The sequence below is a fragment of the Capnocytophaga genosp. AHN8471 genome (assembly GCF_016806945.1).
Taxonomy (GTDB): domain Bacteria; phylum Bacteroidota; class Bacteroidia; order Flavobacteriales; family Flavobacteriaceae; genus Capnocytophaga; species Capnocytophaga periodontitidis.
In genome coordinates, this window is sequence record NZ_JAESPJ010000020.1 from 79213 (window position 1) to 99037 (window position 19825).

Sequence of the window (19825 nt, forward strand, 5' to 3'; positions counted from 1 at the left end):
AAGTGTTAGGGCGGCAAAGATAGCAATATTTTTTTAATTACAGTTTTCTTCTTTGCAGTGGCAATTTTCGGTATCTATTTCAAAAGTGCTGTGGGTAATTCCTTCGTGAGAGAGTGAGTGTTTCAGTTCAGCTTTGATGGTCATAAATTCTTTTAGAGTAATACATTCTTTGAGTACCAAATGGGCTGTTAAGGCATTTTGAGCACTGCTCAGTGCCCATATATGGAGGTGATGCACGCTTTCGACCATTGGATGTTGTTCTATCAATTGTTGTATGTGAGCTTGGTTTATATTCTGAGGAACGCCGTCTAAAATGAGTTTTACGCTTTCTTTTAAGAGTCCCCAAGTAGAGAAGAGAATGACGATACCCACCATAAAACTACTGATAGGGTCGGCGATATACCAACCGGTAAAGTACATAATTGCACCTGAGATAATCACCCCTACCGATACTAAAGCATCGAGGAGGAGGTGTAGGAAAGCCCCTTTGATATTGATGTCGTTTTTTTGACCTTTATAGAAGAGGAAAGCCGATAGCCCGTTGATAATCACCCCTATAAAAGCTGTAATCACAATAGCAACTCCAGCCATTTCGGGAGGATTGGAAAGGCGTTCAAAGGCTTCGATAAAGATTTTTATCACGATGTACATCAGCAATACCGCATTGATAAGTGAAGCGAGGATAGATGCTTTTTTGTAGCCATAGGTATATAGCTGGGTAGCAGCGCGGTGAGCGAGTTTCATTCCGATGAGTGAAATCACTAAACTAGCAACATCGCTCAGATTATGACTTGCATCGGAAATAAGCGCTAATGAATTGACTTTAAAACCCACTACAAATTCGATAAGGGTATAGAGCAAATTGAGCCCAATACCTATGTAGAAAGCGCGATTGAGAGCACTTAGATCGGTTACTGTATGGTGGTGATGGTGATCGTGGTCGTGGTTGTGTGAATGTTCCATAATACTTCTTTTTTAGGTAAGAGATAAGAATTGGGGCAAAGGTACAAATTTATTTAGAAATAATCTTTATTTAGAGATGTTTTTTCAAAGCCTAACCCCCGCTGGAGGTGTTTTGGAGAGTCTCAGAGAAACTTGGAAAATCTTGGAAAATCTCGGAGGTGGGAGGGGTGGTGTAAATAGTTTCTTTATTTTTTTAGAATACGTTTTTTATATTGGTAATAAGCAATCGCTACCAAAACGAGTACAATAAGCCAATAGTTATTAGGAGATAACTCAAATTTGTGTTCTTTTTGTTTAAACGATTGGTGTTTGTGGAAATGCAGGGTTCTTTGTTGTAGATGAAGTACCTCATTTTGTTGCAAACTATCGGTGTATTCACGCAGGCGTTTTAGACGGGTAGTGCTGTGGAGTTGTACTTGGGTACGCCCTGTGCTATCCTTAAACGATTCAAGAGTGAGATGCACTTCTTGCAGGCTGTTGAGCCATTCGATGCTGTGTAATACGGCGTGTTGTTGCTGGTAGAGGCTATCAAGTTGCTCACGCATTTGGAGAGTTTCAGTTTGTTTGATTTTGTGCGTTTTACAAGATAGCAGAAGTGAAAAAAGCGATAAAAAGAGGATTTGTTTCATTTTGATAGTTGTTTTATGATTTTTTTGAGTTGGGTAGCATAATCGGGGGCGGTAGCATAACCAGCACGAGCGATGGCTTCGGCAAATAAGTAAGGGTCGGTTTTGACCTTTAGAGCCTCTGCGTAGCGAGGATTGTGCAGGAAAAACAGGGCGTGATCGGTGAAAGAGGCTTCGGGAGAGGGGTATTTTTTGAACCAGTCTTTTACTTTATAGGTGTATTTGCCATCAGGACGCTTGGTAACGCTTAGTACTTCGGGGAATTTTTGTAATGCAGGGTTGCGCTGATAAGTTTGCCAATCGCAAGAGAGGATTTCGGTAGTTAGCAAGAGTTGTCGTTCCTCGGTGGGCGTATTAGGTTTAGCTTTTATGCCAAAGAACATATTACCGGGAGCGTGTGTTCCCCAAGCACTTTCTAAGGCTGCTTGTGCTAAAATAAAGAGGTGTGAAATGCCCGTTTTTCGTTCGGTTTCTAAAGCATAGGGTTTGTAGGTAGTTACAAAATGTGCGATTTGTTGTTCGTTGTTTGTCATTTTCTAAGTTGTTTTAAAAGGTTATCGATAGAAGACTCAAGTTCTTTGATGCGTTGGTTAGCCTCATTGAGGTCGGCAATGGCTTTGGCGTATTTTACACCTAAGTCGTCAATCATTTCGCGGTAGATGTGAATTGCCTTATCAACATTGTCTAATTCGTTAGATTGGAGTTCGACGCGTTGTTTTGGTCGGCCGAAGAGCCAGCCTACCCAGCCAGAGAGCAAGAGCCCTATAAAGGTAATGAATTGTTCTTTGAGGAGTTCCATTTTCTTTTTGATTTGTGGTGCAAAATTGGGGAGTTCTGAAGAAGTGGGCAAATAGTTGTAACCGGGGGTTACAGGGTTGTAACAGTAGAGGAATGGGGGGATAAAAAAGGCGCGAGCTATGAGCTCGCGCCTTTAATTGTTAATTATTGTTTTATTAGTTAATCACTTATTAATTGTTGTGATTCCGCCACTTAGAGCAAATTCCATCGCTTTTTGGGCAGTAAAGCCTTCGGCGGGTTTTACATTCTCGGCAGAAGTAACAATTACCCAACCCGAAATAGCGTATGAATGGGGCAAATATACACTTACCATCCCCTCAAGATTAGCAAAATCCATTGAGGGTTGAGTAAGGAAGCCTATGCGCCACACTTCAGGAGTTTCGTTTACACGAACCCATACGGGATTGGAAAACTTGCGTTTATCACCAACAAACGATGCTAATACCTCTTTGATAGAAGAATAGATAACTTTTACGCCAGGGATATGCGCTACCAGATAGTCCAACAAACTGACTAAGAGTTTTCCTAAGATGAGTCGGCTACCTATAAATCCGATGATTGCTGTACCTAATAACACTAATACGAACACTAAACCTGGGTAAGCCTTAGAGAGGTCGGGGACGAGGTTATCAACGCTCCTGAATATTGACCAAATAATCCAAATAGTAGCACTCAAGGGACCGATAATAAGGATTCCTTGGAAAAAATATTTGATAAAAGTACTAAATTTCATTAATTGTAAGTGTTAGAGTGCAAAAGTAGTACTAATTTTCTAAACAGAGAAATTTTTATTGAGAGGGGATATGGCTAATAATAGAATTAAATTTCGTAAAATTATTTTATCACTACACTTTGCCAAAGTTGAATAAACTGATAATTAAAGATTATCTGTATCAAAGCCCGTATAATCTGTAAGCCCCTTCAAAAATAGTAAAACTATCTATTTGTTTGACTTACATTATTTTAGGTGTATTTTTATCAAGTTGAACTTACGTTCTTTACTAAAAAAATTGCTTTTTTAAAAAAACTATTGTATTTTTGCCCCAAATATACAAAGTTTGCTATTCCGATGAGTGATTTAAAACAATTGGTAGCCTTATTAAACGAAAAAGCCATTGCCCTACAAGCCCAATTTCAAAGTCTTAGAGAGGAAAATGGCAAATTAAAGCAAACCATTGAACAACTTCGCAGTGAAAAAACATCGCTTCAGAGCACAATCACTTCACTGAAAGAAAAAAACGAAACACTCGCTGTTGCTAACCGTATATTAGGCAGTAAAGAACACAAGAGAGAAACTAAACTGAAAATCAATACCCTTATACGCGAAATCGACGCGTGTATCGTTCAGCTTACAAAACAATAACAATGGAACAGGACGAATTGAAAATCAAACTTTCTGTAGCCGATAGGCTATACCCCCTTACCATTGTACCTACCCAAGAAGAGGGTTTTAGAAAAGCCGCAAAAAAAATAAATGATATGATTCAAGAGTTTGAAACCATTTATCAATTGCGCGATAAACAAGACGGGTTGGCTATGTGCGCTATCACCTTAGCACGACAAATAGAACAAACTCGCCTCAATGAAGACCAAGAAGATGAAACCCTCAAAAATACCCTGCAAAAGGTATACAACACCCTAAATCAAATAGGGTAAAAGCACGTACATTTACATACAAAAACTTACTGCCTATATTGATTGTCCTTTCGGTAAACTCAACATTAACATTTCACAAAAGGGTGAGTTACAGTAGCTAAAGCGCGCCGGTCTTTCAGTTGCCGGATACTTGACCTACTGAGTATCCCTAAACCTGTTTTTCAGAGTTTTACGTGAAACACATTAATCAATATAGGCATTTTTTTATATTAATATTTTATTTTTTTAAATCAACAAGATGGATAGTACAGTTATTATAAGTATTGCAGTTTTTATTATCGCCCTTGCCATAGGGTTTGCTATCGCCAAAGTGCTGGAAAAGAAGAACGCCTCTAAAATTATTCTCAACGCTCAGAATGAAGCCGACGTTCTTCTAAAAAATGCTAAAGTTGAAGGCGAAAACATTAAAAAAGACAAAATCTTCCAAGCTAAAGAAAAGTTCCTCGAACTAAAAGCCGAACACGAAAAAACAATCGCTGCCAAAGATAAAAAAATGGCAGAGGCTGAAAAACGTATCCGTGATAAAGAATCACAAGTATCCAATGAGTTAGCTCAAAACAAACGCCTGAAAGACGAGTTGGAAAAGAAAACTGAAGAAGTTGATTTCCGCCTCCAAACTCTCGACAAAAAACAAGAAGAAATCGAACGTTTACACAAAAGCCAAGTGCAACAACTCGAAGTTATCTCCGGACTCTCCGCCGAAGAAGCTAAAAAACAACTCACCGACTCTCTTCGCAGTGAGGCTCAAGCCGATGCAATGGCATATATCCAAAATACCATTGAGGAAGCTAAACTCACCGCTCATCAAGAAGCACGAAAAATCATCATTAATACTATACAGCGTATAGGCACTGAGGAAGCAGTAGACAACTGTGTATCAGTATTCAACCTCGAATCCGATGAAGTGAAAGGTCGCATCATCGGTCGTGAAGGTCGCAACATCCGCGCCCTTGAAGCCGCTACCGGGGTCGAAATTATTGTAGATGATACCCCCGAAGCGATTATCCTCTCTTGCTTCGATTCAGTACGCCGCGAAATTGCACGCCTCTCATTGCACAAACTCGTAACCGATGGTCGTATCCACCCTGCACGTATTGAGGAAGTGGTTGAAAAAACTACCAAACAAATAGAAGAAGAAATCGTTGAAATAGGAAAACGCACCGTAATCGACCTCGGTATCCACGGATTACACCCCGAATTGGTGAAATGTGTGGGACGTATGAAATACCGTTCTTCTTATGGTCAAAACCTCTTACAACACTCACGTGAGGTAGCCAAACTTTGCGGGGTAATGGCAGCCGAATTAGGCTTAAACCCTAAACTCGCTAAACGTGCCGGACTTTTGCACGACATAGGTAAAGTGCCACAAGTGGAAACCGAAACCCCTCACGCGCTCCTCGGTATGGAATGGGCAGAGAAATATGGTGAAAAACCCGAAGTGTGCAACGCTATTGGGGCTCACCACGACGAAATAGAAATGACTTCATTGCTTTCACCTATCGTACAAGTATGCGATGCTATTAGTGGAGCACGTCCAGGAGCACGTCGCCAAGTACTCGATTCGTACATTCAACGTCTCAAAGACCTCGAAGATGCAGCCTTCACTTTCCAAGGTGTGAAAAAAGCTTATGCTATTCAAGCAGGTCGTGAGTTGCGCGTAATTGTAGAAAGCGAAAAAGTAACTGATGATAAAGCCGCAGAACTATCATTCAACTTATCACAAAAAATCCAAACTGATATGACCTACCCAGGTCAAGTGAAAGTAACGGTAATCCGTGAAACTCGTGCTGTGAATATCGCAAAATAGCGTATGACCTATATACAAAGTTACATATACCAAATCGTCGCTACTGCCATTGCATTGGTGGTTTTCACTGCCTTGCGCTATTTGGTGAACTCTATCATCGAAAAGTTTGCCAAAGGAGCGGGCTTAGGGGTGAGTCGTACGAGTTTGGTTAAAAAATATATAGATTATTTTATCTATGCGTTGGCTATTCTTACTATTGTCTCTATTTGGGGAATAAAAACCGAACAACTCTTCTTGTTCGTTACTTCAGTCCTTACTGTAATAGGGGTAGCATTTTTTGCTCAGTGGTCTATACTCAGCAATATTACAGCAGGCATTATTGTGTTTTTCTCTTCTCCGTTTAGAATAGGCGATACTATCAAGATTTTAGATAAAGATTATCCTATTGAAGCTAAAATCATAGATATCAAATCGTTTTATACGCTATTGAAAACTGCCGAAGGTGAACAGATAAGTTTGCCAAACAATCTTTTGTTACAAAAAGGAATTGTAATTGTCTCGGAAGAGGAATACGCAGTAAAACTAAAACCCTAATACCACCTGTAAATAACTAAACCCTAATTGATATGCTAACCAAATACATCAAACGTTCTGTTATTATAGCCATCGCATTAGCGATAGGGCTCTTGCTCTATTGGTTTCTTCCTTATGAAGAACCTACTAAAAAAGGTTTGGCTTTACTTGCCTTTGTAGCAATTTTATGGCTTACTGAAGCCTTACATATTACTGTCACGGCACTTTTAGTGCCTGTATTGGCAATACTTTTAGGATTAGAGAATACTAAAAGTGCGCTACAGGCTTTTGCAAACCCTACAATCTTCTTGTTTTTTGGTGGTTTTGCTATTGCTACAGCCTTAAGTGTTCAAAAACTCGACCAATATATCGCTCATAAGGTGATTTCTTTGGCAAAAGGAAATTTTATGGTAGCAGTATTCCTTTTGTTATTGGTTACCGCTGTCCTCTCTATGGGGATTAGCAATACCGCTACAGCAGCGATGATTATCCCTTTGGCTATGGGAATGCTCAAAAACATTGACTATGAAACTAATAAAGGTACCTATGCCTTTGTGATATTGGGGATTGCTTACAGCGCGAGTATAGGTGGTATGGGTACTTTGGTAGGTAGCCCACCTAATGCGATTGTAGCTTCTCAATTGGACATCACTTTTGCCCAATGGTTGCGCTATGGTATGCCTACAGTTTTAGGTTTGTTCCCTCTGATGATTGGAGCAATGTATGTGGTATTTCGCCCTAAGCTGAATATCAAGATAGAGAGTGAAGCAATGACTGAAAAGCTGAATACTAAACAGTATCTCACTATTCTCATCTTTTTAATTACAGCCCTTTGCTGGATATTTGGCGATGTAATCAATGAGGTGATTACTTCTTTCTTACATATCGAAAAAATAAAAGATTTTGATGCTGTGGTAGCAATGATTGCTGCCGTGTTTGTGTGTTTGTTTGGCGTTGCCGAATGGAAACAAATACAAGAAAACACCGATTGGGGTGTGCTAATGCTCTTCGGTGGCGGACTTTCATTAAGTGTAATCCTCACTCAATCGGGAGCGAGCAAGGCACTCGTAGAGTCGGTGCAGTTCCTTATTTCTGATAGTAGTTACTTTGTCATTGGAGTTGTGGTGGCTACTTTTATCATCTTTCTCACCGAGTTCACCAGCAATACCGCCAGTGCAGCACTATTGGTACCTATCTTCATTTCGGTAGCCGAAAATATGGGGCTCAATCCGTTAGGGCTTTCACTCATCATAGGTTTAGGAGCATCTTGTGCCTTTATGTTGCCCGTTGCGACTCCGCCTAATGCCATTGCTTATGGTACCGGTAAAGTGCGTCAGAAGGATATGGTGAAAGCTGGTTTTGTACTGAATATACTTTGTATTATCTTTATATCGGTAGTAGCTTTTTTCTTTTGGAATGACAAATTATAGGAGATACTAAAAAAGCTGTCTGAACATTGTGCTCAGGCAGCTTTTTCTTTTATCTCTTACTTATTCAAAACCTTCTTTAGGGTGAAAGTCGCTAATACTAAATACACTAAACAGAGTCCCCACATTCCCAGCCAATAAGGCATAATGGTAGTAAGGTGAGCCCCCATTTGGGTGATGGAAATAAATCCTTTTGCCCCTAAGGTGGTAGGCACGATATACGAAAAGATATTTAGCCATTGTGGCATTGCTACTGAGGGCCACGAAAAGCCAGTGAGCATTACCGATGGCAACGAGGTGTACATAATGAGCATAATCGCATCTTCACGGCGGCGTACAAAGTTGAGCAGACAAAGCCCCATAAACACTATCGAAAGGATAAAAGGTATCATAAATACCAAGGTGCTGAGCATTGAACTGCGTACTGGAATGCCAAACAATGGCATTATAATTCCTAAGATAATGAGCAAAATTACGGTTGAAAATCCTAAATAGGTAGTAGCTTTACCCATTACAATAGGTAGTGCTCCCCAGAAGTTATGCGAATTAGGGTATATTTTGCGTAGCTTGTTACCTTCGCGCATTGTACCTCCTAAAATGCCTACTGCTGTGAGAATGGTAGTTTGGAAAATAATCACCAACACTATGGGAATCAAGAAAGTAGCATAACCCGATGAAGGGTTGTACAAACTCACTACTTTAGCACTCACAGGCATTGCTTCCTCACGTGCTTGGGTAGGGAGCTTGCCTTGTGCCGAAGAGCGTTTCATTTCCACGCCCGCATTGAGGTAGGCAGCCGAGAGTTTCGCTGCAGTGAGTATTTGCTTGTAATAGAGCATATACGAGGCATCGGCGTAGACTGATATGGCGGGTTGTTCCCCGCGTTGTAGGTCGCGTGCAAAACCGTTAGGAATGGTTACGATACCGCGTATTTGCTCGCGCTGAAAAGCCTTTTCTGCTTCGCTGAGGTTGAGATAGCTGCTGTAGATAGCCACGCCACTATTGGCATCTATCATACGCAATAGCTGACGACTTTGCGCTGTATTATCTTCATCAACTACTCCAATAGGGAGCTTTTGTAGCGTTTCTTCGGAATAGAGGTAGGTGTACAAGAAAGAGACTACTACCGCTACGATAACAAACGAAAAGAACACCGCTTTGTCGCGGAATATGTATTTGGCTTCCCAAAGCATTGCACGGGTGAAGTCGGCTGAACTTTGATATATATAACTTCTAAATTGTTTCATATCCTCCTGATTTTATTTTCTTTACAAACATAGGGTAGGCAACTATCAGCAATAAGCCGAAGAGCAATAAGGCTAAAAGGGGTTGCCACGTCATCTCTACAGGTATCCCTTTGATCGCACGATTTACGTAGTATTTCATAAAATGAGCATAGGGGAAAATTTGTGCTAAATACTGCATACTCTTTGGCAATCCTTCCATCGGAAAAGTATAAGCGGCAAATGAGAAAGCTATCGCTGTGAAACCACTGCCTATGGTGAGTGCTGACCTAAAATTAGGCAGGAGAGAGACGAGTGTAATCGCGATAATTTGATAAATGATGACTAAAGCAAAAGTGATAAGCACTACGTTGAACATCGGGATGTGGAGGGGTGCGCCTATAAGCCCAAAAAGGAGATAGTTCATCCACCACGCGACAAAGAGGAGCACTAAAGTATAAGGCAAGAGTTTGCCTATCAAGGCTTTTAGCGGACTGCCGCCTGCCTTTTTGAGCCACTGTTTCCCTTGGCGGTAACGGAATTCTATTCCTAATACATACACCGTTACCATCATCACAATCATTTGGAGCATCATCGGCAAGAGTGCTGTGAGCAGGTAATAGGCATAGTTAGCATAAGGGTTAAATAATCCGTGGTCGTCTACCTTTACGGTTTGAGCTTCGGCACGTACCTTCTCGGTTTGTTGCCCTTTTTGCATTTTCTTTTTCATCACCAAGCCTGCTGAGAACATCCCTATGGTAGTTTGGAAATCCTTTTGGATAAGACTTGCCCCCAGCATAAACTGACTATTGGTATAGCAAATCACCGATTGGTTTTCACCTTTGAATAGTTTCTGCTGAAAATCGGCAGGGATAACGATAAAGCCCATTATCTGCTGTTGCTGGATAAGTCGTTGGGCTTCTTGTTCATCGGTGAGTTTGATTTTCAGGTCGATGTTTGGGGTAGCATCGAGCATACGCAAGAGGTTTTCGGACAGCTGACTTTGGTCGTAATTGATATATGCCATAGGCAGGTCGCGGGGTACTCCTTTGTAGAAAATAGCCGCAAAGAACCCAAAGATAACCAAGGGGAACACCAAAACGTAAAACAGCCGTTTGGGTGATAGGAAAAGGTTTTTGCATTCGGTTTTAAAATATTTCATAGTATAATTAGCAAATTAGTTCATTTGTATAGCTTTGAGAAAGCCTTTGGTGTGTAGGGTATAGAAAAACTGTATATTCTCTTCGGGGACATCGCCTAAAGCACGCAGTACACTTACCGCAAAATGCAATGCACTATCCCCCTTGGCAGTTACTACCTTGTGATCAGTTACGGCTTCATTGGCGGTAAGTACGAAATTCTCGCCATTGGTATAAAGCGCGGCATCTTTTATCTCATCAAAAGTATTAGCGGTATGTTTCACATCATTCAGCAAACCATTCACAGCACAAAAGCGTGCGCTATCACAAATAGCTCCTAATACTTTGCCATTAGATTTTACCTTCTCAGCAAGGGTTACCAGCTGAGAGGTTTGCTCCTTAGAAAGATTATGCCACGAACCTTCTGCCCCAATAAATACAAGAGCCGAAATATCTTCGGGAATTTCGCAGATACTAAGGTCGGGTAAGGCTTTGAGATTGCCGATGGAGGTTTTTACCTCTTTATCGATTGAAGCATACAAAACAGAGTATTGTGCTGTCTCTAATTGTTTTTCACCAAGGGCAGCAGAAAGATAAGCCAGTTCCCAATTGGCAAACTTGTCTAAAATGATGAATACGATTTTTTTCATACGATGTTATATGTGTTTCTAAAAAAGCTGTCCTAAAAGTTTCATTTTGTGGGGGTGTTTGCAAAACGCCCTTACAATGTGACTAAAAGTGATTGATTATCAGATTTATAGGATTTGTCAAAGTTTTGGGACTTTGACAAAGTTTATGATGCAAAAGCGATTTTTAGACTTTTCGGACAGCCTCTTTGTAAGTTTTTAATTGTAAGTTGATTATATTTCTTCAGCGTCTTCTAAGTTTTCTATTAGGATAGGTTCTTCATCTTTAAAATGAAAAGAAACGCCATAAGGTTCGCAAAAGCTGAAACCACCTTCGGCAAAATGCAATATCCATTCTTTGTTGTCATAAAATAGAAACTGCGGGCGTTCAAAAGGAACTTCTTGCAAGGGAACGCTTAGCAATCGCTTTTCTTCTTCTGAAAGATGAAAGCCATCTGAGCATATCAGCAGTTGTTCTTGAAAATAAGAAAGTGCCTTGGCTACCAACTTATCTGCACTGATAAGGATTTGTTCAATAAAAGCAATAGTATCAGGTGCGATGGTTTTACTTTTGCTAAACACAGAAAAAGGCAGCTGTAAAGTTTCTTTGTAGAAATCACTTTTCCACTGATATGAAGCCTCCCAAAAATACTCGTCTCCCACTTTTTGTGAGAAAGCAAGAGTGCCAAACTTGGTGGTATAATTAGATGTGTTCATTGCTTTAACCAATTAATTTCTTCTTTACTAAGGAGAAAATATTTATATACAAAGTTTTCGCAGGCTTCTTGTTCGCTATCAAAAGACTGTTCATCACAGAAGCAACGAGTATCGGCAAGGCATACCACCCATTGGTTTTCTCGTTGCAGAAAGCAAGTGTTGCCCACAACTACATTTCCTTGCTCAAAAGTATTTGTTTTAAAATAACACTGAGCAGGGTTATAGTTCAAGGCTTCTAAAGCTTGTAACAACTCTTTGAATGTGGGAATAGGGAGTTGTTCTTTTATCTGGGCTAAAAGTTGTTGCCTTTTCATCCTTTCTTGTTTGTTTTTCTTGGAAAACCAAATGAGTATAAACGCCCAAGCCAAAACAGTTATTAATAGAGGGGCAAGTATATTGTAATTCACAAGAGCAAAATTATATTTTTAAATTTTAAACATTTGTTAATTGTTCTATGTTTATAAGGTTTTAAGTTTGTAGCAGTTTTATACATTCTTTCATTTTCTGTAATTGGTGACTTATATCAATCATAGATGTACAAATCTAAATCAATAGAACTGTTTAGTTTGCTTAGCAAATTGATAGTATTGTTTTCAAAAACTATTGCTGGTGCTGGTTCTTTATTTGTTTCAACTTTAAAACGCATTATAGATTTTAAATTGTTTTTCTGTATAAATGAAGATATCTCCTCAATTCTTTGGGTTATAATTTTTTTAAGAGGCTTTAAACTATCTTCTACATAAAGAGATATAATATCTTTAAATGAATATTCCCAAAATGTTTCTGTACTTATCCTAAATTTTAGTTTATCACCTTTGTAAGCAAATTCAGTAGGGGATATATTTATGATTTTGGAAAACTCATCTATATCAAACATATCGCCATAAACGATAAAAGTTAATTTAATTCTTGTCATTCTATTTGTAAGAGGTTTTAAGTTTGTTTTTTTCAAATTCAGCGATAGTGTTATCGATGATTTCTTTGATCTGATAAGAGGCGATGCCTAAAGGTTTGTTTACATCGGTGAGTGACCATTCTACTAATAATTCGTCTTTATCTTTACAGATGAGTAGTCCAATGGTAGGATTGTCACCTTCTCCGCGCAAGAGTTTATCAACGGCAGTTACATAGAAATTTAATTTTCCGATGTATTCAGGGATGAAAAGCGTGACTTTAAGTTCTACTACTACATAGCATTTCATTGGGATATGGTAAAAAATAAGGTCGGGGAAAAAACTCTGTCCTTCGGGCATACGCAATTCCATTTGTCTCCCTACAAAGGCGAAACCTTGTCCTAATTCCAATAAAAAGCGGGTAATATTTTGCATTAAAGCCTCTTCGAGTTCTCGTTCGGTATAGTCTTTGGCAAGAGAGAGAAAATCGAAATTATAAGGGTCTTTGAGGAGTTCGGTAGCTAAATTAGCTTGAGGGATAGGCAATTGAGTATCGAAATTGCTAATAGCTTTTCCTTGTCGCTCAAAGAGGTTACTCTCAATAGTATGCACTAATTGTACCCTGCTCCAATTATGACTGATCGTCTGCTTGATATAGAATAGAGCCTTTTCAACAGTCTTACATTTCCATATAATTTCCATATGATGTTTCCAAGGGATTAAACCAAAGTTTTTAGGCATCTCTAAAAAGCCCCCAAGTTGGGGGCTTTTTATAATCCCTTGATAATAAAATGAATACCAATGCCTTATATTTTTGATATTAGTAACTGAAAAGCCAGTAGCTTCAGGGAAGGCTTCTCTCAAATCCAAACTCAGTTGGTTGATAAAGCCACTACCCCAAGCCTTTTCGGTTTGCATTTTTACTATATCACTACCCAAGCTCCAATAGAACTCTAAAAGGGCAGTATTCACCTTTATGGCTGTTTTGATTTGCGATTGTTGAAATCGCTGTTTGATTTCTATCAGCCATTGGTGGTATTCTTTATCGGGGAGGTTTTGTACTCCAAAAGTAAAAGTTGGGGTTTCTTTCATTGCGGTTGTTTTATTGTTTTCTTGTTTTTATGAATGTTGTAATTCCTAATACAAAAAATAATACCAAAGAAAGTACCACAAAGATACATTTCATAAGAGAAAAATAGGGCGCTAAGGTCTCTATCCATAAGTTTTCAGGATAGTGTGTGAGCATTGTAATGGTACTAAAATTTTCTGAATAATCAGAAATACCTCCTATTATTGGGAAATATGATAAGAAAAGGAGCTTTCTTTGGTTGAGTTTTTCTAAAAAGAAACGTATCAGTTGATAGTAGGTAATAGCAAACAGACCGGGATATATCATATCCACAGGAATTTGTCGGTATAAATAGAAATGGCGACCTTCTTCACCTAAACGCCTAAATAGCTCTTGAATGTAAGTAGCATCATAAAATGGAGGCACATCTAAAATATCCATTCCTCCAGCCATTACTTTAAGGGCCGGTATGGTTACTAACATCAAGTAGGCATATAGCGAAGTGGTAATGATAAAAAGTATCCAAAGTTTTTTCTTTTTCATTTCTAATTAATTTTTGTTGTTTTTCTAAATTATCACGGATATTCCCAATCCTAAGAAAGATTACGGAGTTTACACCCCTAACGCTTCTCTTTCCTTCTTTGGTACTTTGGCAAGTACTTGGTCGTAAGAGTGCTGTATCATCTCCTTGATAAGGGTAGGGGGTAAGCCTTCTAAAAGTACAGTATTCCAATGTTTTTTGTTGAGGTGGTAGCCTGCTACAATCTTATCGGGGTACTGCTCGCGGAGTTCTATCGCGCGCTCGGGGTCGCACTTGAGACTCACCCGCAAAGGTACTGATTCTAAACTTGTAAGCACAAAAATACGATTACAAATCCGAAATACTAAAATATCCTCGCCAAAAGGCATATCCTCAGTAACGTGGGGCAAGGAAAGGCAATATTCTCTAAGTTCTTCTAAGTTCATTTTGTTTAGGTAAGAGATAAGAGGTAAGAGGGGGCTCATTCCTCATTATCAATTCAGCACACACGTGTGCCAAATTTTTAATATCAGTATTTTTTTGTTGTTGATTTACTTTTTATATATTGATACACACCACCGATAGGTCTTTTTTCTTATTGCAAACAATGCCATAAAAACGATTTTTATACCAAAGCATTTGTTGCTCGTAATCAATAGTGTATTTGCCAATATCTAATGAATGAATTATCTCTCCAGTTAAGGCATTTATAAGTATAGGTTTTTGTTTTTTATCACTTATGATAATATGTTCACCACTCCGTACAAAGCGTACTGTTTGTCCCGTATTATAACTAAATACCGTCTGTCCGTTATTCAGTGAAATTCCATAAAAATAACCTCCTTTGCCTGCCGTACCAAAATATAAGATATCGTTATAATTCTCTACTTCGGTGTAAAGATAAGCAGAGAGTTTGTATTTCCAAAGTATTTTTTGGTTCTGTTTATCTCGGCAGGTCATCATAAAGGGAGATTGCATAAAAACTTCTTTATCTCCAAAAGAATAGACTTTAGCATCATTGAGAATTCTCGGTTTTGAGGGATAACGCAGAAAGATTGTTCTATCACTTCATTTTCAGTAATTTCAAATACTTTATTGGTTACAAAAATGTTGCCGAGTTTATAGTATTCAATGAGCATAAAAAGTCGTTCGTCTTCCCAATAATAGTATACATCACTACTATAGCAAGTTTCTTCTTCCTCAAAAAAGAAAGAAAGTCGTTTTTGTGATGTAAAATCTTCTGAAAAGATGTCTACAAGAATATAACGATCTACATACACTCCGTTTTTCACCATTTTTTTAGAGACATCGGCTGAGGCAAATTGCAATACAGCTATTTTCTCCTGAAAAGGGACAATATCTACCACCCTATAATAGCGAAAAGGGTTGTTAAAAGTATTTAAGGTATGGTATTTTGTCATATATTACTCAAAAACTAAAGGGTTTTCAATAAAATGGTTTCTTTTGGCAGTGGGTTATACTTATTTAGTAACGTTTCTTCCTCTCCTTCGCGTAGCAAGGTAAGAAATGTATAACAGCCTCCAGATGTAAGTTTTTTAGTATATTCTCTAATCTCTCTTTTGTAAATTTCCTCTAACACCTTCGCTTGTTCTTCTGTTAAATAAGGGCGATGGGAGCGAAGTGTCTGACGCAGATTTTCATAAAAATCACCATAACAGATAAAACTGATTTCGTGAAAATGTGCTACCAGCCTTTTTATTAATTGGTAAAAGATAAAGTTCTGCAAATTGGCTGAAAGGATATCCACCTCTCCATCTTCTCTAATAAATACTACACTTGGCTCTTGCGTTGGTTTTTCTTTGTCATAACAAAAACAATAAACCATATAGTCATCCACTACAGCTCTTCCAAAGGGAGCGAAGAAGAACTTTTGGTTCTGAGGATATTGTGTTAAATGTTGGTTTAAAAACTCAAACTCTTTTGCGAGTTGTGAGGGGGTGAGTACCTGAAACCAATCTACATACAGAAACAAAGGCGGGTTCTCTTTTAGTTTAGGATACTCCTGTTCTAACCACTCCTTATTAGGCAATCTATCACCATTTTTGTATTCTATAGGACAATAAGAATGATATGGATATTTTGCGCCCATATTCAGCATTCCATTCTCATAAAGCTGATGATATAGTTTCGGGTACTGAAAGTTATAAGTCTGTTCTATATGTTGTAATGGGTTCATATTGCTGAGGTTTGATGTTAATTTCTCACATATCTTCCCCTATATCTTTTAAGAAGCTATCTATTGCTTCAAAAGAGCTTTTAGAAGAAGAAGCATATATTAATTGACTGCCTTTGTCTAATATAGCAATACTATCTGTAGCATCCCCATAAAAGTCGGCTCCTTCTAACCAATGATGGAGGGCAAAAGGTTTTTTGGGGAAACGCTCTTTTATAGCTATCAATTTTTCTTTGTTCAAAAATGTTGCTTTCTTCTATTATATTAGCTTTCTTTTTAGTCATTGCTATATTCAAATTGTTTTTCTTCTTTTGGAATGGGAATAAACTTGTTACACAAAGTATCAAACTCTTCTCGCGAAAGTAATCCTATATATTTTTCGGTGTATTCCCTATCATTAAATGTATAGACGTAGGTAGAAGCAAAAGTTTTTCTTTTATAAATATCTTCTACTATTTTTGCTTGCTCCTCACTTAAATAAGGACGGTGCGTACGGAACATATTGGCTATTTCGGTATAAAAAGAATCGTCATCAGCAAGTAGTTCATCTATACATAATACGCATTCTAACAATCCATAGAAGATAAAGTTTTGAAAGCTATCGGCTAAGACATCTACATTAATCCAATCGTGAGCAAATACTACCACCCAAGGTTCAGGGAGAGGATTTTCTTTATTGTAAAATAAACAATAATAGTCGCCTGCTCCATTCTTTCCAAAAGGGATGAAGAGGTACTCAGGTTTAATTTTATAAAAACTTTTGGTACCATGTAAGAATTCTATTTCTTCTGATATTTCAGAGAGTTCTAAAATTTCAAAATCCATACGCCCTTCTAAAAGTAATGGTGGATTATCTTTGATTTTAGGGTACTCAAGTTCACGCCAACGAGGACCAAATTGTCCCCAATTGAGCATACCATCCTCATAAAGCTGGTGATATAGTTTGGGGTACTGAAAGTTATAAGTCTGTTCTATTTGTTGTAATAGGTTCATATTGGATGTTTTTTTATGCTACAAATAAACTTTATGCTCTGTTACTATTTTCTGTAATTGCTGGTGCAAAAGGGCTCGTGAGGGGAGTTCAGTCATATACTGAGCTACACGAATACCTGTTTGGTCTAATTGCAATAGTTCTATTTGTTCTTCGCTCCCTTCAGTACATAATAATAAACCAATAGGACTCTCTTCGCCTGCTTCCATTTCGTGTTTTTCAAGCCAACGGAGGTATAATTCCATTTGCCCTTTGTAAGCAGCTTTGAACTTTCCTAATTTAAGTTCAATAGCTACCAATCTTCGGAGTTTTCGGTGGTAGAAAAGTAAATCAAGATAAAAATCTTCCCCGTCTATAATCATACGTTTTTGGCGTTCTACAAAGGTAAAACCAACACCTAATTCTAGGATAAAGTGCTCTATATGTACTAACAAGCTGTCCTCTAATGACTTTTCACTATATACTCCTTTAAGTCCTGTAAATTCCAAAAAGTAAGGGCTTTTGAAAACCAAGTCGGGTGAGAGTATCTCATTATCGCGCAGGTTAGCCAATTCTGTTTTGATAACCTCCTCAGGTTTACTACTGATAGCGGTACGCTCGTAAAGCATACTATCTATTTTATTGCGCAAAGTTCTGATACTCCAGTTTTCAGAAGCAGCCATCGTAAGATAAAATTCTCGTGCAAGCTCGTCCTTTGTATAGAGTATTTCTGCAAAATGAGACCAACTCAATTGTCTCGACAGTGTCGAGACAATTTGAAAATCGGGGAAAAGTTCTGCAAAAAGCATCATTCGGCGAAGGCTTTTCTCATTAAAACCTTTGCCGTACTCTTCTGTCAATTGTGTAGACACTGTCGACATAATTTGTTTTCCGTACTCAGCGCGCTGATTTCCAAGCACTTCTTCGTTGATACGTTTACCGATATGCCAATATAGTAGCGTGATTTCGGTATTTACAATTAGGGCTACTTTGTTGCGTGCCTCATTGATAAGGGTACGCAAATCAGTAATCAAGGATTCTTGTAGGGTTACTTCTTTTTTCATAGTATTAGTTTGTTAATTGGCTCATTATTCATAATACCTTCCTAAATCTAATAAATGTCCTAAAAAATGCCAATTGTTAGGGATGGTTTCATCTTCACCTATATAATCACATAAGCCTCGTGCGCCACACTCCAAGAGGTCTAAAGGGTTGAAATTATACCAATCATAGCCCGTTTCGGAGGTGATGCCAAAGGAACGCATTTCGTTATTAAGTTCTTTGTCTTTCATACGGTGGAGTTCAGCTATCTGAAAGAGAATAACTGCTTGGGTATAAGCAAAGTCGGAAAGATGTTCAGTCTCTTCGGGCATTGAGCGAATGCTTGTCCACTGCTCCTCATAAGTGGCAGTCTTTGCACTAAATGCCTCCTTAAGCAGTTCAAGGCAAAGAGTAGGGGAGAAGGGTGTGTTTTCGTGTGGAGTTACAATCCTATATAAAGCCGAAAGATAGGCTTCCAAATCTCTGTTGGTTACTTCTTTAGGAAGCTGTTCTATACAGTTGTAAAATTCGTCGTAGGTCATATAGATAATTAGCAAATGGGTATTTCTTATTCATTAGCGTATTCAATGGTTCGTTCTACAATCAGGTTGGTATAACGTTTGGAGTATTCGATGCGTTTCTCTATCCAATTGCCGTGATTATCATAGCGATAGGTGTATTTGCGAGTATAGACTTCGCCTTCTTTGTTGATAATTCGCTCGAAAATTTCGTTGTTATGCTCATCGAAAGTAGTTTCAGTTATTGAATAAGGTTTGGGGTCACCTATATCCTGATGGGCAACATAAATTACATTGCCTTTTTCATCAAAACGAGTTATGGTAAACATAAAAGGCTTGCCATTGGCTGAAAGATTGGTATTGACTTTTTCGGTATCGCTACGAAATTCAATAGAGTCGTGAAGAATCTTTTCTCCTGTAGATATGTTTGTATGACAACGATCTATACATCTGCCTTGTGTATCATATTGGAGTTGTAAGAGATATTCGGCATCGGCTGTGCGGGAGTGCTGACTTATGTTATTGCCGTGCGCATCGTATTCGAAAGTAACAGTTTTTTTCCATTTGCCATCTTCGTAAATAACACACTCTACTTGCTGATGTAGGTCGTTATAGCGGTATTGTTTTTCCTCCCAGCAGTCGGTTAGCTCTTCATCTTCAGGGTCGTAGAGGTGAGAGCTCAGGAGGTTGCCGTGAGAGTCGTAGGTAAAGAGGAAGTGGTATTCCTCGCCATAACAAGCGTCTATAAGTTTACCTTGCTCATTGTAAATGAGGGTTTCGGTATAGTCTTCTAAGAAGTATTCTTCGCCTTTTTGCCACTGACCATCTTCGGTGATGACAGCAGCATAACAACGCGATTCATCTCGTTTTATCTTCATTTTTTAAGGGTTATTTTAATGTTTTTAAAAATTCCTTGCCTTTATCAGTAAGGTAGTATTGTTGCTTGCTACTTGTGGGTTTATCAGGAATGGTAAGAGCTACAAAACCTTGTTCTATGGCAGGGTTGAGATAGTTCACTCTAAAATATTTCCTATCAGCCAATTCTAAACGATTTTGAATTTCTTCTCTGTTATGTAAACCCTCAAATACCTTTAAAAGTTCTTTGACTTGCGGGGTAACTTGCGG

Annotated in this window: 28 protein-coding genes and 1 other RNA gene; 6 read left to right on the forward strand and 23 right to left on the reverse strand. The window is 38.5% G+C overall.

Annotation, left to right across the window (positions count from 1 at the left end):
- Window positions 1-33: 33 nt before the first annotated feature.
- From JMN12_RS09390 to JMN12_RS09410, 5 genes are all read right to left on the reverse strand, one after another.
- The gene (locus tag JMN12_RS09390; RefSeq protein WP_203138788.1) at window positions 34-963 is read right to left on the reverse strand and encodes a cation diffusion facilitator family transporter; all 930 of its coding nucleotides are present in this window, start codon (window positions 961-963) and stop codon (window positions 34-36) included.
- A gap of 185 nt (window positions 964-1148) precedes the next feature.
- A complete protein-coding gene (locus JMN12_RS09395; protein WP_203138789.1) occupies window positions 1149-1592 on the reverse strand; it encodes a hypothetical protein in 444 nt (147 codons plus the stop codon).
- Window positions 1589-2122 carry a glycoside hydrolase family 73 protein gene (locus JMN12_RS09400; protein WP_203094066.1) on the reverse strand — a complete coding sequence of 178 codons (534 nt, stop codon included), beginning with the start codon at window positions 2120-2122 and terminating at the stop codon, window positions 1589-1591. Before JMN12_RS09400 ends, JMN12_RS09395 begins: the two co-directional genes overlap by 4 nt.
- Window positions 2119-2388: a hypothetical protein gene (locus JMN12_RS09405; protein WP_034555243.1), complete on the reverse strand. Its 270-nt coding sequence runs from the start codon at window positions 2386-2388 to the stop codon at window positions 2119-2121. The genes JMN12_RS09400 and JMN12_RS09405 overlap by 4 nt, the downstream gene beginning before the upstream one ends.
- A gap of 162 nt (window positions 2389-2550) precedes the next feature.
- Complete coding sequence (locus JMN12_RS09410) at window positions 2551-3120, reverse strand: DUF502 domain-containing protein (protein ID WP_203084686.1); 570 nt, start codon at window positions 3118-3120, stop codon at window positions 2551-2553.
- Between the two features lie 336 nt (window positions 3121-3456).
- On the opposite strand from JMN12_RS09410, the gene JMN12_RS09415 reads away from it, so the two are divergent.
- The 6 genes from JMN12_RS09415 (at window position 3457) to JMN12_RS09440 (ending at window position 7793) form a co-directional block, all read left to right on the forward strand.
- Entirely contained in the window at window positions 3457-3750 is a 294-nt protein-coding gene (locus JMN12_RS09415) for a hypothetical protein (protein WP_198474970.1), read from the forward strand.
- Window positions 3751-3752: 2 nt separating this feature from the next.
- A complete protein-coding gene (locus JMN12_RS09420) occupies window positions 3753-4043 on the forward strand; it encodes a cell division protein ZapA (RefSeq protein WP_198467190.1) in 291 nt (96 codons plus the stop codon).
- A 57-nt stretch (window positions 4044-4100) separates the two neighbouring features.
- Window positions 4101-4213, forward strand: a non-coding RNA gene (ssrS, locus tag JMN12_RS09425) — 6S RNA.
- Between the two features lie 68 nt (window positions 4214-4281).
- A complete protein-coding gene (gene rny / locus JMN12_RS09430; protein WP_088593567.1) occupies window positions 4282-5850 on the forward strand; it encodes a ribonuclease Y in 1569 nt (522 codons plus the stop codon).
- Between the two features lie 3 nt (window positions 5851-5853).
- On the forward strand, window positions 5854-6384 hold the full coding sequence (locus JMN12_RS09435) for a mechanosensitive ion channel domain-containing protein (RefSeq protein WP_203138790.1): 531 nt from the start codon (window positions 5854-5856) through the stop codon (window positions 6382-6384).
- A gap of 32 nt (window positions 6385-6416) precedes the next feature.
- The gene (locus JMN12_RS09440; RefSeq protein WP_088593569.1) at window positions 6417-7793 is read left to right on the forward strand and encodes an SLC13 family permease; all 1377 of its coding nucleotides are present in this window, start codon (window positions 6417-6419) and stop codon (window positions 7791-7793) included.
- Between the two features lie 56 nt (window positions 7794-7849).
- Here JMN12_RS09440 and JMN12_RS09445 read toward each other — a convergent pair whose 3' ends face one another.
- From JMN12_RS09445 to JMN12_RS09525, 18 genes are all read right to left on the reverse strand, one after another.
- Window positions 7850-9037 (reverse strand): ABC transporter permease, encoded by a 1188-nt coding sequence (locus JMN12_RS09445; protein WP_203081608.1) that lies wholly within the window; start codon window positions 9035-9037, stop codon window positions 7850-7852.
- Window positions 9024-10175, reverse strand: coding sequence for an ABC transporter permease (locus JMN12_RS09450; RefSeq protein ID WP_203138791.1), 1152 nt, complete (start codon window positions 10173-10175; stop codon window positions 9024-9026). Before JMN12_RS09450 ends, JMN12_RS09445 begins: the two co-directional genes overlap by 14 nt.
- 15 nt (window positions 10176-10190) lie before the next feature.
- Window positions 10191-10802, reverse strand: a complete 612-nt coding sequence (locus JMN12_RS09455) for a DJ-1/PfpI family protein (protein ID WP_203138794.1) — start codon at window positions 10800-10802, stop codon at window positions 10191-10193.
- Between the two features lie 210 nt (window positions 10803-11012).
- Window positions 11013-11495 carry a hypothetical protein gene (locus tag JMN12_RS09460; protein WP_203138796.1) on the reverse strand — a complete coding sequence of 161 codons (483 nt, stop codon included), beginning with the start codon at window positions 11493-11495 and terminating at the stop codon, window positions 11013-11015.
- A complete protein-coding gene (locus JMN12_RS09465; RefSeq protein WP_203138798.1) occupies window positions 11492-11902 on the reverse strand; it encodes a hypothetical protein in 411 nt (136 codons plus the stop codon). The genes JMN12_RS09460 and JMN12_RS09465 overlap by 4 nt, the downstream gene beginning before the upstream one ends.
- Before the next feature lie 116 nt (window positions 11903-12018).
- Complete coding sequence (locus JMN12_RS09470) at window positions 12019-12411, reverse strand: DUF4279 domain-containing protein (protein ID WP_203138807.1); 393 nt, start codon at window positions 12409-12411, stop codon at window positions 12019-12021.
- A gap of 1 nt (window position 12412) precedes the next feature.
- Window positions 12413-13480, reverse strand: coding sequence for a YhcG family protein (locus JMN12_RS09475; RefSeq protein WP_203138810.1), 1068 nt, complete (start codon window positions 13478-13480; stop codon window positions 12413-12415).
- A gap of 10 nt (window positions 13481-13490) precedes the next feature.
- The gene (locus JMN12_RS09480) at window positions 13491-14000 is read right to left on the reverse strand and encodes a hypothetical protein (RefSeq protein WP_203138812.1); all 510 of its coding nucleotides are present in this window, start codon (window positions 13998-14000) and stop codon (window positions 13491-13493) included.
- Window positions 14001-14069: 69 nt separating this feature from the next.
- Window positions 14070-14423, reverse strand: coding sequence for an MmcQ/YjbR family DNA-binding protein (locus JMN12_RS09485; RefSeq protein ID WP_203138814.1), 354 nt, complete (start codon window positions 14421-14423; stop codon window positions 14070-14072).
- 112 nt (window positions 14424-14535) lie between these two features.
- Window positions 14536-14940, reverse strand: a complete 405-nt coding sequence (locus JMN12_RS15270; protein ID WP_238423867.1) for a hypothetical protein — start codon at window positions 14938-14940, stop codon at window positions 14536-14538.
- Window positions 14937-15398 (reverse strand): hypothetical protein, encoded by a 462-nt coding sequence (locus JMN12_RS15275; RefSeq protein ID WP_238423868.1) that lies wholly within the window; start codon window positions 15396-15398, stop codon window positions 14937-14939. The genes JMN12_RS15270 and JMN12_RS15275 overlap by 4 nt, the downstream gene beginning before the upstream one ends.
- Window positions 15399-15412: 14 nt before the next feature.
- A complete protein-coding gene (locus JMN12_RS09495; RefSeq protein ID WP_203138816.1) occupies window positions 15413-16174 on the reverse strand; it encodes a hypothetical protein in 762 nt (253 codons plus the stop codon).
- A 25-nt stretch (window positions 16175-16199) separates the two neighbouring features.
- On the reverse strand, window positions 16200-16412 hold the full coding sequence (locus JMN12_RS09500; RefSeq protein WP_203138817.1) for a hypothetical protein: 213 nt from the start codon (window positions 16410-16412) through the stop codon (window positions 16200-16202).
- 35 nt (window positions 16413-16447) lie between these two features.
- On the reverse strand, window positions 16448-17164 hold the full coding sequence (locus tag JMN12_RS09505; protein ID WP_203138818.1) for an SMI1/KNR4 family protein: 717 nt from the start codon (window positions 17162-17164) through the stop codon (window positions 16448-16450).
- A gap of 18 nt (window positions 17165-17182) precedes the next feature.
- Window positions 17183-18205: a YhcG family protein gene (locus tag JMN12_RS09510; protein WP_203138820.1), complete on the reverse strand. Its 1023-nt coding sequence runs from the start codon at window positions 18203-18205 to the stop codon at window positions 17183-17185.
- Between the two features lie 24 nt (window positions 18206-18229).
- On the reverse strand, window positions 18230-18724 hold the full coding sequence (locus JMN12_RS09515) for a hypothetical protein (RefSeq protein WP_203138821.1): 495 nt from the start codon (window positions 18722-18724) through the stop codon (window positions 18230-18232).
- Between the two features lie 26 nt (window positions 18725-18750).
- A complete protein-coding gene (locus tag JMN12_RS09520; RefSeq protein ID WP_203138822.1) occupies window positions 18751-19578 on the reverse strand; it encodes a hypothetical protein in 828 nt (275 codons plus the stop codon).
- Window positions 19579-19588: 10 nt separating this feature from the next.
- Window positions 19589-19825, reverse strand: a 237-nt coding sequence (locus JMN12_RS09525; RefSeq protein WP_410494245.1) for a Fic family protein, incomplete at its 5' end; no start/stop codon positions are given.

Coding starts and splice junctions, on each gene's coding strand:
- JMN12_RS09390 (WP_203138788.1), bottom strand. CDS start 963: ATGGAACATTCACACAACCACGACCACGATCACCATCACCACCATACA.
- JMN12_RS09395 (WP_203138789.1), bottom strand. CDS start 1,592: ATGAAACAAATCCTCTTTTTATCGCTTTTTTCACTTCTGCTATCTTGT.
- JMN12_RS09400 (WP_203094066.1), bottom strand. CDS start 2,122: ATGACAAACAACGAACAACAAATCGCACATTTTGTAACTACCTACAAA.
- JMN12_RS09405 (WP_034555243.1), bottom strand. CDS start 2,388: ATGGAACTCCTCAAAGAACAATTCATTACCTTTATAGGGCTCTTGCTC.
- JMN12_RS09410 (WP_203084686.1), bottom strand. CDS start 3,120: ATGAAATTTAGTACTTTTATCAAATATTTTTTCCAAGGAATCCTTATT.
- JMN12_RS09415 (WP_198474970.1), top strand. CDS start 3,457: ATGAGTGATTTAAAACAATTGGTAGCCTTATTAAACGAAAAAGCCATT.
- JMN12_RS09420 (WP_198467190.1), top strand. CDS start 3,753: ATGGAACAGGACGAATTGAAAATCAAACTTTCTGTAGCCGATAGGCTA.
- rny (WP_088593567.1), top strand. CDS start 4,282: ATGGATAGTACAGTTATTATAAGTATTGCAGTTTTTATTATCGCCCTT.
- JMN12_RS09435 (WP_203138790.1), top strand. CDS start 5,854: ATGACCTATATACAAAGTTACATATACCAAATCGTCGCTACTGCCATT.
- JMN12_RS09440 (WP_088593569.1), top strand. CDS start 6,417: ATGCTAACCAAATACATCAAACGTTCTGTTATTATAGCCATCGCATTA.
- JMN12_RS09445 (WP_203081608.1), bottom strand. CDS start 9,037: ATGAAACAATTTAGAAGTTATATATATCAAAGTTCAGCCGACTTCACC.
- JMN12_RS09450 (WP_203138791.1), bottom strand. CDS start 10,175: ATGAAATATTTTAAAACCGAATGCAAAAACCTTTTCCTATCACCCAAA.
- JMN12_RS09455 (WP_203138794.1), bottom strand. CDS start 10,802: ATGAAAAAAATCGTATTCATCATTTTAGACAAGTTTGCCAATTGGGAA.
- JMN12_RS09460 (WP_203138796.1), bottom strand. CDS start 11,495: ATGAACACATCTAATTATACCACCAAGTTTGGCACTCTTGCTTTCTCA.
- JMN12_RS09470 (WP_203138807.1), bottom strand. CDS start 12,411: ATGACAAGAATTAAATTAACTTTTATCGTTTATGGCGATATGTTTGAT.
- JMN12_RS09475 (WP_203138810.1), bottom strand. CDS start 13,480: ATGAAAGAAACCCCAACTTTTACTTTTGGAGTACAAAACCTCCCCGAT.
- JMN12_RS09480 (WP_203138812.1), bottom strand. CDS start 14,000: ATGAAAAAGAAAAAACTTTGGATACTTTTTATCATTACCACTTCGCTA.
- JMN12_RS09485 (WP_203138814.1), bottom strand. CDS start 14,423: ATGAACTTAGAAGAACTTAGAGAATATTGCCTTTCCTTGCCCCACGTT.
- JMN12_RS15270 (WP_238423867.1), bottom strand. CDS start 14,940: ATGATGACCTGCCGAGATAAACAGAACCAAAAAATACTTTGGAAATAC.
- JMN12_RS15275 (WP_238423868.1), bottom strand. CDS start 15,398: ATGACAAAATACCATACCTTAAATACTTTTAACAACCCTTTTCGCTAT.
- JMN12_RS09495 (WP_203138816.1), bottom strand. CDS start 16,174: ATGAACCCATTACAACATATAGAACAGACTTATAACTTTCAGTACCCG.
- JMN12_RS09505 (WP_203138818.1), bottom strand. CDS start 17,164: ATGAACCTATTACAACAAATAGAACAGACTTATAACTTTCAGTACCCC.
- JMN12_RS09510 (WP_203138820.1), bottom strand. CDS start 18,205: ATGAAAAAAGAAGTAACCCTACAAGAATCCTTGATTACTGATTTGCGT.
- JMN12_RS09515 (WP_203138821.1), bottom strand. CDS start 18,724: ATGACCTACGACGAATTTTACAACTGTATAGAACAGCTTCCTAAAGAA.
- JMN12_RS09520 (WP_203138822.1), bottom strand. CDS start 19,578: ATGAAGATAAAACGAGATGAATCGCGTTGTTATGCTGCTGTCATCACC.